Origin of the sequence: Variovorax sp. V213 (genome assembly GCF_041154455.1) — a bacterium.
Classification (GTDB): Bacteria; Pseudomonadota; Gammaproteobacteria; order Burkholderiales; family Burkholderiaceae_C; genus Variovorax.
Map to the genome: position 1 here is coordinate 2,949,640 of NZ_AP028664.1, position 12,995 is coordinate 2,962,634.

Below are 12,995 nucleotides of genomic sequence, written 5' to 3' on the forward strand. Positions count from 1 at the left end.
GGAGAAGAAATCATGGATCCCGTTTCCCATACCGTCATCAACCTCATCATCTTCGTGCTGGCCATCTACGTGGGCTACCACGTGGTGTGGACCGTCACGCCCGCGCTGCACACGCCGCTGATGGCCGTGACCAACGCCATCTCGGCCATCGTGATCGTGGGCGCCATGCTGGCGGCCGCGCTCACCGAAACCACGCTGGGCAAGACCATGGGCGTGCTCGCGGTGGCGCTCGCCGCAGTGAACATCTTCGGCGGCTTCCTCGTCACGCGGCGCATGCTCGAGATGTTCAAGAAGAAGGACAAGAAGGCGGCGGCGCCGAAGGCCGAAGCGGGAGCCTCCCAATGAGCATGAACCTCGTCACGCTGCTCTACCTGGTTGCCAGCGTCTGCTTCATCCAGGCCCTCAAGGGCCTCTCCCATCCCACCACCTCGATCCGCGGCAACGTCTTCGGCATGGCCGGCATGGCCATCGCGGTGCTCACCACCGGTGCGCTGATCTACAACATGGCCGGCGGCCACCTCATGGGCCTGGCCTGGGTGCTGCTGGGGCTGGTGGCCGGTGGCGGCTACGGCGCCTACCGCGCCAAGACGGTCGAGATGACCAAGATGCCCGAGCTGGTGGCCTTCTTCCACAGCATGATCGGCCTGGCGGCGGTGTTCATCGCGGTCGCTGCCGTGGTCGAGCCCGCGGCCATGCTCGAAGGCATCGCCAAGGGCGCGGCCATTCCGACCGGCAACCGGCTCGAACTGTTCCTGGGGGCGGCCATCGGCGCCATCACCTTCAGCGGCTCGGTCATCGCCTTCGGCAAGCTCTCGGGCACCTACAAGTTCCGGCTGTTCCAGGGTGCGCCGGTGCAGTTCGCGGGCCAGCACATGCTGAACCTCGTGCTCGGCCTGGCCATGATCGGGCTCGGGCTGGTGTTCATGTTCACCGAAAGCTGGCCGGCCTTCTTCGCGATGCTGGCACTGGCCTTCGTGATGGGTGTGCTCATCATCATCCCGATCGGCGGCGCCGACATGCCGGTGGTGGTGTCGATGCTCAACAGCTACTCGGGCTGGGCGGCCGCGGGCATCGGCTTCAGCCTGAACAACGCGATGCTGATCGTGGCCGGTTCGCTGGTGGGCTCTTCGGGTGCGATCCTGAGCTACATCATGTGCAAGGCCATGAACCGCTCGTTCTTCAACGTGATCCTGGGTGGCTTCGGCGGCGAGGCGGTCAGCGCGGCCAGCGGCGCGAAGGAGCAGCGCCCGGTCAAGAGCGGCAGCGCCGACGACGCGGCCTTCGTGCTCGGCAATGCCGAGACGGTGGTGATCGTGCCGGGCTACGGCCTGGCCGTGGCACGCGCACAGCACGCGGTGAAGGAACTCGCGCAGAAGCTCACCGACAAGGGCATCACCGTCAAGTACGCGATCCACCCGGTGGCGGGCCGCATGCCGGGCCACATGAACGTGCTGCTGGCCGAAGCCGAGGTGCCCTATGACCAGGTGTTCGAGATGGAAGACATCAACGGCGAGTTCGGCCAGGCCGACGTGGCGATCATCCTGGGCGCCAACGACGTGGTGAACCCGGCCGCGCACACCAAGGGCAGCCCGATCTACGGCATGCCCATTCTGGAGGCCTACAAGGCCAAGACGGTGATCGTGAACAAGCGCTCCATGGCGGCGGGTTATGCCGGCCTGGACAACGAACTCTTCTACATGGACAAGACCATGATGGTGTTCGGCGACGCCAAGAAGGTCGTCGAGGACATGGGCAAGGCCATCGAGTAAATCCTTTGCAGATGAACGCATCAACACAGTGCGACGGTGACTCAGATGCGGTGTGTCCGTCACTGTGGCCAGGTCAATGCTTGGACGACCGCGGATTGGATCCCTCTTGCCAACATCTTGCAGGTGAAAGGCCAGTGCGCTACTGACCCCACGGTACGCGAGATGAATGCATCGCGCGGTCGGGTCACCATGGTTGGGGCTTCGTCCGATAGCGGCTGCAGTGCCTGACATCGCGCTTCATCCATCCCGTCCAGCGCATCCCGTGCCGGACCATTTACAAAGGCCCACAAAATGCCCCTCTCCCTTCAAGGCAAGATCGCCGTCGTGACTGGCGCAAGCACCGGCATCGGTTTCGCCATTGCCAAACGGTTTGCAGCCGAAGGCGCAAGCGTCGTAATCACTGGTCGGCGCCAGAAAGAACTTGACGTCGCAGTCGCCGACATTGGGGATCAAGCCTCCGGCGTGCGCGCCGACGCCTCCAGCTTGCAGGATCTCGACACCCTCTTCGATACCGTCAAGCAACGCCATGGACGCATCGACGTTTTGGTCGCCAACGCGGGAGGCGGCAGCATGGCCCCACTTGGCGCGATAACGGAAGAGCTGTTTGACAAGACGTTTAGCACCAATGTGAAAGGGGTGCTGTTCACGGTTCAGAAGGCACTTCCCCTGTTGGCGGATAGCGCGGCGGTCATCCTGGTTGGTTCGACCAGCTCGATACATGGCGTACCTGCATTCAGCGTCTACAGCGCCACTAAGGCGGCAATCCGGAACTTCGCTCGTAGCTGGATTCTGGACCTCAAAGGTCGCAACATTCGCATCAATGTCCTCAGTCCCGGACCGACTAAGACGCCTGGGCTGGTAGGCCTGGTGCCAGTCGAGCACCAGCAGGGATTGCTTGATGGTTTTGCCGGTCAGATCCCAATGGGCCGGGTCGGGGAGCCTGATGAAATCGGCAAGGTCGCGGTCTTCCTGGCCTCGGACGCATCGAGCTTCGTCACCGGCATCGAGCTATTCGTCGACGGCGGCATTGCGCAGATCTAGGACGATGAAGCTGTTGAACCTGCTCAGTGCGCAGGCATTGGCTGCAGCGCCCGTGCTTGGCCAGACTGCATTTTCGGTCGTAGCGGCCGAGCGCGGCGGAGCGATCGAGACCGCTCACTACCACTTCGATCATGTGGGCCAGGCAACCGACTTTCCCCGGGGCCACGCTATTGGTCGGTTGCGGAGCAACCGTTGTCGCCCATCGGATCGGCCTGAACCTCGTGGCCGGAGGACCTTGCGCGCAGCCTCCCCCCCTCCTTCGACCGCGAAATATGACGAATAGCGTATCCATGTCGCGCTCTACCGCTGCACCGCAGCCTCTTCAACTTCCTGCAAGGACCCGACCATGAAACTCGAAAACGCCACTGTCCTCGTCACCGGCGCCAACCGCGGCATCGGTCTCGCATTTGCCCGCGCCGCTCTGGCCCGCGGCGCGCGCAAGGTTTACGCTGGAGCGCGCGACCCGGCCAACGTCACGTTGGCCGGCGTCGAACCGATTCGCCTCGACGTCACCCGACCCGATGAGATTGCCGCAGCGGCACGCCATTGCGGCGACGTCACGCTGCTGATCAACAACGCCGGTATCGCGACGCTCGGGGCATTCATTGCCGAGGACAGCGTCGAGGCCGCCCGCGACCAGTTCGAGACCAATTTTTTTGGGCCGCTGCGCATGGCGCTCGCCTTCGCGCCGGTGCTCGCCAGCCACGGCGGCGGCGCGATCTTGAACGTCCTGTCGCTCGCGAGCTGGATCACAGCACCCCGTCTCGCGACCTATGCCGCCACCAAATCGGCCGCCTGGTCACTGACCAACAGTCTGCGCCACGAGTTGCGGGCCCAAGGCACCCAGGTACTGGGATTGCACATGGGATTCGTTGACACCGACATGGCGCGCGGCAACGATCAGCCGAAGTCCAGCCCGGAAGAAGTGGTGCGCTGCAGCCTCGACGCCCTCGAAGCCGGGGCCGAGGAGGTGCTGGCCGACGAGATCACCCGGCAGGTCAAGCTTGGCTTGTCGGCCGAGCCGGGCGTCTACCTTCGGACGACCTAAGGCTGAACCGCCTTCCGGCAAACCACTACCCCGCACCTACCTGATTGAACGGCAAACACGAGGTCATAGACATGACAGAAGCTCAAACCGGCACCAGGCCTCTCGCCGGGTCTCATGCGTTCGACGTGGCCGCGCTGCTGGCTTATCTCGAGCCGCGGGTCGACGGCTTTCAGGGGCCAGTCACGGTCGAGCAGTTCAAGGGCGGGCAATCGAACCCGACCTACAAGCTCAACACGCCGGAGCGCTCTTACGTGATGCGCTGCAAGCCCGGCCCGGCAGCGAAGCTGCTGACCTCGGCGCATGCGATTGATCGTGAATTCACCGTGATGCGGGCGCTGCGCGCAACCGACGTGCCGGTCCCGGACATGTACCTGCTGTGCGAAGATGAATCCGTGATCGGCTGCGCCTTCTACGTGATGGAGTACATGTCCGGCCGCGTGATGTGGGACCAATCGATCCCTGCTGCCGACGACACACGGCGGAGTCGAATCTACGACGAGATGAACCGCGTGATCGCCGCGCTGCACAACGTCGACGTCAAGGCAGCGGGCCTCGAGAACTACGGTAAGCCTGGCAACTATATCGAGCGCCAGATCGGTCGCTGGACGAAGCAGTATCAGGCTTCGATCACGCAGCCGATCCCAGAAATGGATCGGTTGATGGACTGGCTCCCTGCCCACATACCGGCCAGCGCGCGCGACGAGAGCCAGGTGTCTGTCGTGCACGGCGACTACAGGCTCGACAATCTGATGTTCCACGCCACCAAGCCACGGGCGATCGCAGTGCTCGACTGGGAGCTCTCGACGATCGGCCATCCGCTGGCCGACTTGAGCTACCACTGCATGTCGTGGCACATCCAGCCGAGCCCGACAACCCTTGGCATCTGCGGGCTCGACCTCGCCGCTCTCGGCATACCCGACGAAAAGAGCTATGTGCGCCGCTACTGCGAGCGGACCGGCCGCGCCGACCCCGACGCAGTGATGGCCGATTGGAACTTCTACCTCGCCTACAACATGTTCCGGCTCGCCGGCATTCTGCAAGGAATTGCCAAACGTGTGGAGACGGGAACGGCGTCGAGCGCACAGGCAAAGCAAGCAAGCGCCGGTGCGCGGCCGCTTGCACAGATGGGTTGGGCACTCGCGCAACGCGCTTGAATGAGCGTTCGTCCACTTCAGCGACGCCCTCGGGTCATCGACGCATGAAGAAGCAATGCAGCCGATACAGACGCGATCCACGAGGCAGCGGGTCGGCAAGGCACCCCGGATAGAGCTAGCGCAAAGCCTGCCTGCATCCATCGACGGAGACTCGCTTTGCTCATGTCCGCTTTCGACAATATGCGGGACGACACGTGCGCCAGAAGATATGCATCCGGGAGGTAAGCAGTCAGCCATCCCATCTTGACTCGCGACGAGGGTCAGCCGGGCTGTGGGCTGCCGTTGAAGAGGCCAGCTTTGGTCATAACCTTGGCCATGCACACAGCGCTTCCGAGAACGCCTTATCGAGCGAGAGCGAACAACTATCCCTGTTCGGCCCGTGGGGTGTCGACGTGCTCCGCCTGCGCCGCCGAGCTCAAAGACTTGGCGTCGGCATGAAAATACTATGCCGCAAGGCCAAGATGCATGCACCCAGCCGAAGCAGCTGATCTACATTGCCGTCGCGAAAATCGCTCTCTACATCCTCTCTGCGGATCAACTCCGTGATGAATTCGAGTGCAGCTGGAGGCGAGAATCCGCGGCCTTCGCGCGCCATCTCAAAGGCTGTGGCAAGCACTTCAGTTTTGGTCATATCAACTCGCGACACGTAATGAATCTTGTCGGCAAGGTCGCCCCCTTACTGCCAACCAACCTTGCACATTCGCTGCTTGACCAGACACGGCCACAGCCGGAGTAGCTTTGAGTTAGCCGGATCGAGTCCAAGTTGATGGGTCATTGCCGCCGGTCCGCGGCTGATCTTGCTGGGCTTTTCCGCGTGACGTAGAGCCAGCCGCGAGTCCCAACAAAAGTATTTCCGGTTAGCTTGACGGCTCCCGGCCGCGCGGCTCAGAACCTCTCAGCGACGTGCTTTCCGAGGTCGAGTTCGACTCCGTCAGGCTGCTGCAAGCCGCGTTCGAAGAGGCTGCGCACGTGATCTGCGTTCTCCGGACGCCCCGCCGTACGCCTGAAGGCGGCCATAGCGGCTGCGTAGTCCCCCGCGGGGATTGCAGTGGCCGCGTCGACGAACTCCTTCGTGCCAGAGACCCCGGCCTTGCTAAAGCCGGCGATGCGGCGTGCGAAGGTGTCGACGAAGTCGTCCAGCTCGCCCTCGGGAAGAACGCGGTTGACGTAGCCGTATTCGGCGGCGAGCTTGGCCGGGAAGTCGTCTCCTCCCACCACGATCTCCATCGCGCGACCTCGGCCTACCAACTCGGCCAGTCGCCCCATCGGGTTGCCGCCCGGTACGGCACCAAAGCCCACCTCGGGCTGCCCCAGGATGGCGTTAGGCCCGGCGAAGCGGATGTCCGTGTGCAGGACGAACTCACTTCCCGCTCCACGGACGCGGCCGTTGATGGCCGAGATAGTGAGGGCGGGGACCCTGCTGAGGCGCAAAAGGGTGTCCGGGTGGGGGAGGAGCCCGGTGGGGCCCGGCGCCGTCGTGTACACGCGCTGGATGTCGGACTTGAGGTCAAAGTGCGCCATGAAGAAGTCGGGGTTGGCACTCTGGAACACGACTACGGTCAGATCGGGGTCCTGTTCCATACGGGTCACCAGTTCGCCAAGCTCATCGATGGTGTCCGGATCGATGAGGTTGATCGGGCCGTTCTCGAAGGTCACCTTCCAATAGGATGGCGACACCGTGTGTACTTGAAATTGGGTTTGTTTGCTCATGGACATGATTCCTTAGTTTTAGATCGACACCAGATGTCGAAAAATGCTGACTCGGTCAGCCCAGATCCTTGTTCGGATTGACGAGGTACTTCTCGCCGGTCGACGCCTTGCTGTAGGCCGCGATGGCGCCGAGCTGCAGCGCCTCGAACATCGACACCTCCCGCGTGTAGTGGCTTGCAAAGGTTGTCTTGAGTTCGGATGCCACGCGTTGCTTCAGCCGCGCGACCTCGGCCGCCCCGATCTTCTGCAGAAACGGGAATAGCAACCAGCCGCCCATGCCCCATGCCATGCCGAAGCCGCGGGTGAATTCCGTCGCCGTGCGATCGAGGCTGCCGTAGATGTAAACCTGCTTGTGCACGGTCGATCCATAGCGGTTGTATTCCTTCGCATTGCGGTTCGCGGCGGCTTCCATCGCCATGAGGATCTGGCCGGCCAGCTTGCCGCCGCCGATTGCGTCGAAGGCCAGCGTCGCCCCCGTTACGGCCAGCGCGTTCGTCAGTTCGTTCATGAAGTTCGGCGACGTGCTATTGCAGACGTACTTCGCGCCGAGTTCGCGCAGCAGCGTCTCGTGCTCGGGCTTGCGTACGATGTTGACGAGGTCGATCCCGTCTTTCAGGCAGACCTTGTTGAGCATCTGCCCCAGGTTCGATGCCGCCGCGGAGTGGACCAGCGCGGTGTGGCCTTCTCGCTTCATCGTCTCGGTCATGCCGAGAGAGGTGAGCGGATTGACGAACCACGAGGCGCCCTCGGCGGCCGTCGTGCCCTCGGGCAGCGGTAGGCACTGCGCGACGTTAACCGCGCAGTACTGCGAATACATCGCGCCGCCGATCACGCCCACAATCTTGCCGAGCAGGGCCTGCGCGGCCGGGGAACTTCCCGCGCCGACCACGAGGCCGGCGCCTTCGTAGCCGACCGGCACGGACTCGCCCAGTCGGCCCGCCACAGCCGGCAGCATGCGCGGCGGCACGGTGGCAGTAACGACCGGGCGATCCGCCGTGCCGGAGGCCTTCGCAGTCGACATGTCGGCCATGCCAAATAGCACCATCAGGTCCGACGGGTTCATCGGGGCCGCGCCTATGCGCACGAGCACTTCGTCAACTGTCGGTTCGGGCATCGGCACCTCGGCGAGCGAGAGTTCAAGCTCGCCGTCGGCGCGGACAATGGAGCGGAGTTGCAACGGCATGGGGGGTGTCTTGTAAGTTGGAGAAAGGCGGATTCTTAGAAGCTGAGCGCCTCCGATTACCAGGACTCGCGGAAGGGCCGCAGTTCCGTCAGGAAGGACCAGGCCGAACGTGGCTGGTGGGTGACGTGCCAGACCTCTTCGGCGATGTCGGATGGCTTGATGAAAAAGTCATCCGGCTTGTCCGCCATCCGCGCGCGGGCCCAAGGCACGTCGATGACCGCGTCGATCATCATGAAGGACACGTGCACGCCCCGGGGCCCCATCTCGCGGGCGATGGACTCGGCCAGGATGCGCTGCGCCGCCTTGCTCGGCGCAAAGCCGGCAAAAGCGGCCTTGCCACGAACGGCCGACGTGTTGCCTGTGACCAGCAAGGCGCCGCCCCCTGCTGCCTCCATCCGCGGCGCCGCCCACCGGGCCAGGTGCAGCAGGGCCATGACATTGACCTGGAAATTCTGCTGGAGGACTTGCGGATCGATGTCGAGGAAGTTGCCGAAGGCCCCACCCACGGCGTTGTGGATCACCACCTTGGGGACGCCGGCACGTTGCTCGATGGCATCGAGGGCGGCCGCTAGCGCCGCAGGGTCGGCCACATCGCAGGGGACCGCAAAGGCGTTTGGAAGTTCGCTCTCGAGATCGGTCAAGCGCTCGACCGTGCGCGCGAGCATGGCCACTTGGTAGCCGCCATCGTGGAACCGCCGGACCATTGCCGAGCCGGTCCCAGGCCCTACGCCGGTGATGATGACAAGCGGCCTCATGCAGCCTGCTCCAGGCGAGCTTGCACGAAGTGCAGGCGGTCATTGCCGAAGAACATGTCGTCTCCGACGAACAGGGTCGGCGCGCCAAACACGCCGCGCGATGCCGCCCCGGCGGTTGCCTCGTCCAAGAGGGCCTGCGCGGCCGGCGAGTCCATCTGCGTTTCAAGCGCCTCAGCGTCGAACCCCGCGGCACCCAGCAGGGCTGCGACCTCGGCCGCTGTCGCTAGCGGCGCCGGGGTCGACCAGAACGCGTTGAAGATCGCGTGCACCGCCGCGGGCATCGCGCCCATTTGTCCGGCCACGAGCGTGGCGCGCAACAGCCGGCTGGCGTCGATCTCCGAGCCCTGGGGATGCCGGTTGAGTGGAACCCCATAGTGGGCAGCCCATCGGCCCATGTCGGTCATCACGTAGCGCCCTTTGGGTGCGCAGGTGATACTCGTCGGCACGTTCCCCACCGCTCTCATCAACGCCCCAATTTCGAATGGACGAAAGTCGATCTCGACATCCATCTTTCGAACCTGAGACAGTGCCAGGAAGCTGTAGGGGCTGCGATAGTCGAAGTAGAAGTCGATCGTTTTCATTGGGGGTTCCTTTGAGAGTCCGTTGTTGTGAATGTTGTTGATCGTTCGCGGGCGGCTCCGCGCTCCGTTTTGAACTTTGCGAAATAGGGGCCGAACTCGGGCCCGAAGGCCGGATCATTCGAAGGCGGTCGAAATGCGTCAGGGTGCCGCGAAACCGCTCGCGCGCGTTGTCCAGGAACCGCGCCTTGCCGAACGCAAGCAGCGCTTCGCTTCGACTCAGCATGCAAGGTTCTGAACTCGCAGCGGACGTCCACGCTCGCGCCGATGAGGCATTCACGACCTACACGACTGGGATCGACTGGCCCTGGAGCCTGCCCGCCAGGCGCTGGTCGGCGAGGGGGTGAGCTTGGCCGCCATCTGCTTCGCTTGTGAACTCGCGCCATACGAGGATTGGGCAGGTAGGAAAAGATCCGCACGTCGGCCATTGCGCTGTCTCCAGGGCGCCGCCAAGCCGGTGGCGCAGTTGTTGGTCCAGAGGTCTGTGGGGTCCGCGGTTGCCGACGCCCTCCACTGTTCAGACCCTATTCTGCATGACGATCATCATCCTGTCTGTCGCATTGGTTCGCCAGAGGATGTTTCAACTGCACTGGTTTACCCGGAGACGGGATGCATCCCAGCAGGGATGCGACGCCATGGTCCTTGCTGGTCGCGTTGCTGGTGCTGAGCGCGCGCCAAAGGAAACGCTGCACGCCCAAGGCGCGACTCAGGCTTTGTTCTGACTGCCTGAGAGCGCCCGCTCATTAGGCTCGTTGAACGCCACCAGCTGCTCGCGCACGCTGTGGAGCAGGTCGTCCGAACGAGCTGGGTCTGTCATCACCCGCGACAAGGCCAGAGCACCCACCATGGCGCTGACGGCCAACATTGCTCTGGAATCGTCGCTGTCGCCAAGGTGGCGCCGAGCGGCGGCAATATAGTCCTCGATAGAGCCCGACATGACCGCCCTGGACTGGGCGTCGGCGCGTCCGACATCGGAGACCAGCGCCGAAATTGCGCACCCAGTGCTGCGCGAGTCCCGATGGCTGGGGCTCAGATAGTCGCCAACGAAGCCGGCGAAGCCGAGCGGACGCGCTGATTTCGCCCTCGCCGCTGACCGACGAACACCATCAAGCAGGGCTCGCCTGAGGGCCTGGGCGAGCAAGTCCGCACGAGATGCAAAATGGCCGTAGAAGCCGCCATGCGTGAGGTTCACGCTCTTCATGAGCTTGCCCACGCTCACCGACTCAAGTCCGCCGTCTCGAATCTGGTCGGCGGCCTCCCTGAGGATCCGCTCTCGACTTTGCGCTTTCTCGGCCTGCGAATGTCCCAAGGCAAATGCCCCCATGCGATCCGACCATCTGGATGACGGTCAACATCCCATTGTAGACATTGATGATGCGACGATGCATCCGGCCCTGGAACATCGCTTGCGCCTTCCCTTCAAGCCAGCGAGAGCAGAGCTCGAACCAATTGCTGCGGCATGGACAGGAATGGACTGTGATCCGAGTCCAGTCGCAGCACCTGCGTCTTGTTCGCAGGCGTCGCGGTGTCTGCCTGCGCCACCATCAGGTCCTGAAGTGCTGGAGGGATGGTGTTGTCCGCGCTGGTCCGGATGTAGGTGCGAGGGATGGCTCCCCAGCGCTGCACCGACGTGGCAATTGGCGTGACCATCGCACCTATCGGAATATCCGGCGACAGCAAATTGAGAGCGGCGCGCGCTGTTGCAGCGTCCACCTGCCCATAGAACAGGTTGATGAGCCCCGCGCGATAGCTATCGTCCGTGGATGCCGGGTCGAGTCGCAGAGCGCCAGTAACCCCAGGATCGCTGCGCAGCAGCGGCGTCAAAAGCGATGGGGGCCCCTGTTCATCAGGGGGGAATGCCACCATCGGCTGGCCGTCCTTGGGCATGAATGCCGCGAGGTAGACCAGGCGCGCAATCTTGCCGGGGCCCAGTAGTTCGGCGGCAGCATGGATTGCACCACCGCCCATGCTGTGACCCACGACGATCGGCGCCGGGAAGCCGGCGGCCAGCAGGGATTCGACGGCATTGGACACGGCCCGAGCGTAGTCGGCCAACGTGATGCCCGCGACCGGTGAGGGCTCAGTTGCCAGTGCCGCCGTGCGGGGTTGAATGTCGAACGCCGCCGGAAATGCCGCATTGAGGCCATGCCCTGGCAAGTCGATCGCCAGCACCGGGTGGCCGGCGGCAGCCAGCAATGGGCTGATCTTGCCCCAGCACCAGGTGCCATGCCAGGCGCCGTGAACCAGCAGGAACGGGCTTTTTGGCGCGAGAATTCGCGCCGGTTCTGCCTGCGTTCCGGAGCAGCCGGCCAGGGCCGCGCCGGAGGCTGCAAGGGCAGATGAAATGATGGCGCGTCGAGAAAGAAGCATCGCGATGTCTCCGTGGAATAGGCTCTGGAGCATCGGTGGTATGCGGCATTGGCCCTACTGCCTCAGCGCAATTCAGCGGATTGAGTGCAAGCAAATCATCGAATTGGGATTACCCTCTTGTGAGTCGACTCTTGCCGGACCATCGTCGTTTCCAGTGAGCTCCATAACACCGTTCCCTCCCATCGAGTTCGATCATGGAGGCACAAGCCTGCAGGGCTTCCGTGTGGCGGACAGCCACGATGTCGACGAATCTCCCCTGCAAACCGCGCCCTTCTTTGGCGAAATCCGGCTTCATCGGCTGCGGCGTGACGATGTGTTCCATGGCACGCTCGACTGCGTGCCAATGGGGCCGGTGTCATTCAATCGCACACGCTGGGGAGCGCGGGTTTTGCTTCAGCCTCTATCAGAGGCCTTGCAGGGCTACTACCTGATCAGCCTGCCGACTCGAGGAGCCGCGCAAGTACGCCAGGGTGGCGAAGTACATCAGTTGGCTGCGCAGAGTCCAGGCGTGTTCAGTCCAGTTCGCGCCTTCTCGATGGAAGTGCACGAGGGATATGACCAACTGCTGATCCGCGTGGACAGCTCACTGATTGCAGATGCCTGGCAGGGGCTGACCGGCCGGCCGCTGACGGCACCCTTGGTTTTCGACATTTCCCTGCCTGCGCGACCGCCGCTAATCCAGGCGTGGCACGGTATCGTCGCCCTGGCTGGCATCGCGTCGGCGCTCCCGCTTGCCGGCAAGGCGCGGCAATTCGCGCAAGCATCGTTGGCGGACGCTTTGGCCTCGCTTCTGCTGACCCAGCACGCCCACAACCAGCAGTCCGCGCTTCATGCAGATGCAACCTTTTCAGCTTCGTTGCGGGTTGTCAGGCAGGCCGAGGAGCTGATGATGCGGCGGCTGCAAGCCCACGTTTCGGTGAACGAGCTTTGCATTGAATGCGGCGTGTCTCGCCGCACGCTGTTCGCCGCCTTTCAGTCTTGCCACGGTGTAGGTCCGATGACGTGGCTACGAGAAAGGCGATTGGAAGCGGCTCGGGGCGCGCTGCAAAAGCCGAGCCGCGGCGGAATTCGCGTGGCCGACATCGCTCTCGAGTACGGCTTCACTCATGTTGGCGACTTTGCCGGGGCCTATCGACGGAAATTTGGCGAGGCGCCATCACAGACGTTGAGGCGCGGCTGAGCATACGCCTGAGACTCCGCATGGAGCTTCTGAAGAATGCTCGCTCAGTCGGATGGAAGTACGGCTCATTGACCTTTCTCCCGGCATTGTGATCGTCCACGCCATCAGAGCAGTACGAGCCGGACACGCAAACAATGCAGAACGTGAGCATGTGGAGAAGTCATGCTGCCGCCGCTTTGTTCAAACGCCTGAACCTTAAGTTCGGCA

Annotated in this window: 14 protein-coding genes; 7 read left to right on the forward strand and 7 right to left on the reverse strand. The window is 63.3% G+C overall.

All coding sequences use genetic code 11. The features are described from left to right. Positions 1 to 12: 12 nt before the first annotated feature. The 5 genes from ACAM55_RS14085 to ACAM55_RS14105 all read left to right on the forward strand — a co-directional run bounded on the left by ACAM55_RS14085 (position 13) and on the right by ACAM55_RS14105 (position 5,012). Positions 13 to 345 carry an NAD(P) transhydrogenase subunit alpha gene (locus tag ACAM55_RS14085; RefSeq protein WP_369652159.1) on the forward strand — a complete coding sequence of 111 codons (333 nt, stop codon included), beginning with the start codon at positions 13 to 15 and terminating at the stop codon, positions 343 to 345. Then, a complete protein-coding gene (locus tag ACAM55_RS14090) occupies positions 342 to 1,769 on the forward strand; it encodes an NAD(P)(+) transhydrogenase (Re/Si-specific) subunit beta (protein ID WP_369652160.1) in 1,428 nt (475 codons plus the stop codon). The genes ACAM55_RS14085 and ACAM55_RS14090 overlap by 4 nt, the downstream gene beginning before the upstream one ends. A gap of 291 nt (positions 1,770 to 2,060) precedes the next feature. Next, positions 2,061 to 2,810 (forward strand): SDR family NAD(P)-dependent oxidoreductase, encoded by a 750-nt coding sequence (locus ACAM55_RS14095; RefSeq protein ID WP_369652161.1) that lies wholly within the window; start codon positions 2,061 to 2,063, stop codon positions 2,808 to 2,810. A gap of 346 nt (positions 2,811 to 3,156) precedes the next feature. Next, positions 3,157 to 3,858, forward strand: a complete 702-nt coding sequence (locus ACAM55_RS14100) for an SDR family oxidoreductase (RefSeq protein ID WP_369652162.1) — start codon at positions 3,157 to 3,159, stop codon at positions 3,856 to 3,858. 71 nt (positions 3,859 to 3,929) lie between these two features. Further along, the gene (locus tag ACAM55_RS14105; RefSeq protein ID WP_369652163.1) at positions 3,930 to 5,012 is read left to right on the forward strand and encodes a phosphotransferase; all 1,083 of its coding nucleotides are present in this window, start codon (positions 3,930 to 3,932) and stop codon (positions 5,010 to 5,012) included. 415 nt (positions 5,013 to 5,427) lie between these two features. Here ACAM55_RS14105 and ACAM55_RS14110 read toward each other — a convergent pair whose 3' ends face one another. The 5 genes from ACAM55_RS14110 to ACAM55_RS14130 form a co-directional block, all read right to left on the reverse strand. After that, positions 5,428 to 5,643, reverse strand: a complete 216-nt coding sequence (locus ACAM55_RS14110) for a hypothetical protein (protein ID WP_369652164.1) — start codon at positions 5,641 to 5,643, stop codon at positions 5,428 to 5,430. A 254-nt stretch (positions 5,644 to 5,897) separates the two neighbouring features. After that, complete coding sequence (locus tag ACAM55_RS14115; protein WP_369652165.1) at positions 5,898 to 6,722, reverse strand: enoyl-CoA hydratase/isomerase family protein; 825 nt, start codon at positions 6,720 to 6,722, stop codon at positions 5,898 to 5,900. Positions 6,723 to 6,777: 55 nt separating this feature from the next. Beyond that, on the reverse strand, positions 6,778 to 7,905 hold the full coding sequence (locus ACAM55_RS14120) for a zinc-binding dehydrogenase (RefSeq protein WP_369652166.1): 1,128 nt from the start codon (positions 7,903 to 7,905) through the stop codon (positions 6,778 to 6,780). Positions 7,906 to 7,961: 56 nt separating this feature from the next. Next, complete coding sequence (locus tag ACAM55_RS14125; RefSeq protein WP_369652167.1) at positions 7,962 to 8,660, reverse strand: SDR family NAD(P)-dependent oxidoreductase; 699 nt, start codon at positions 8,658 to 8,660, stop codon at positions 7,962 to 7,964. Then, on the reverse strand, positions 8,657 to 9,241 hold the full coding sequence (locus ACAM55_RS14130; protein ID WP_369652168.1) for a 2-hydroxychromene-2-carboxylate isomerase: 585 nt from the start codon (positions 9,239 to 9,241) through the stop codon (positions 8,657 to 8,659). Before ACAM55_RS14130 ends, ACAM55_RS14125 begins: the two co-directional genes overlap by 4 nt. A gap of 530 nt (positions 9,242 to 9,771) precedes the next feature. Between ACAM55_RS14130 and ACAM55_RS14135 the strand changes: the two genes are divergently transcribed. Next, on the forward strand, positions 9,772 to 9,960 hold the full coding sequence (locus ACAM55_RS14135) for a hypothetical protein (RefSeq protein ID WP_354398600.1): 189 nt from the start codon (positions 9,772 to 9,774) through the stop codon (positions 9,958 to 9,960). Here the strand turns inward: ACAM55_RS14135 and ACAM55_RS14140 are convergent. Next, a complete protein-coding gene (locus ACAM55_RS14140) occupies positions 9,945 to 10,562 on the reverse strand; it encodes a TetR/AcrR family transcriptional regulator (protein ID WP_369652169.1) in 618 nt (205 codons plus the stop codon). The genes ACAM55_RS14135 and ACAM55_RS14140 overlap by 16 nt on opposite strands. A gap of 95 nt (positions 10,563 to 10,657) precedes the next feature. Further along, the gene (locus ACAM55_RS14145) at positions 10,658 to 11,608 is read right to left on the reverse strand and encodes an alpha/beta fold hydrolase (RefSeq protein WP_369652170.1); all 951 of its coding nucleotides are present in this window, start codon (positions 11,606 to 11,608) and stop codon (positions 10,658 to 10,660) included. Between the two features lie 4 nt (positions 11,609 to 11,612). Here ACAM55_RS14145 and ACAM55_RS14150 point away from each other — a divergent pair, with 4 nt between their 5' ends. Then, complete coding sequence (locus ACAM55_RS14150; protein WP_369652171.1) at positions 11,613 to 12,788, forward strand: AraC family transcriptional regulator; 1,176 nt, start codon at positions 11,613 to 11,615, stop codon at positions 12,786 to 12,788. The last annotated feature ends 207 nt before the right edge of the window (positions 12,789 to 12,995 follow it).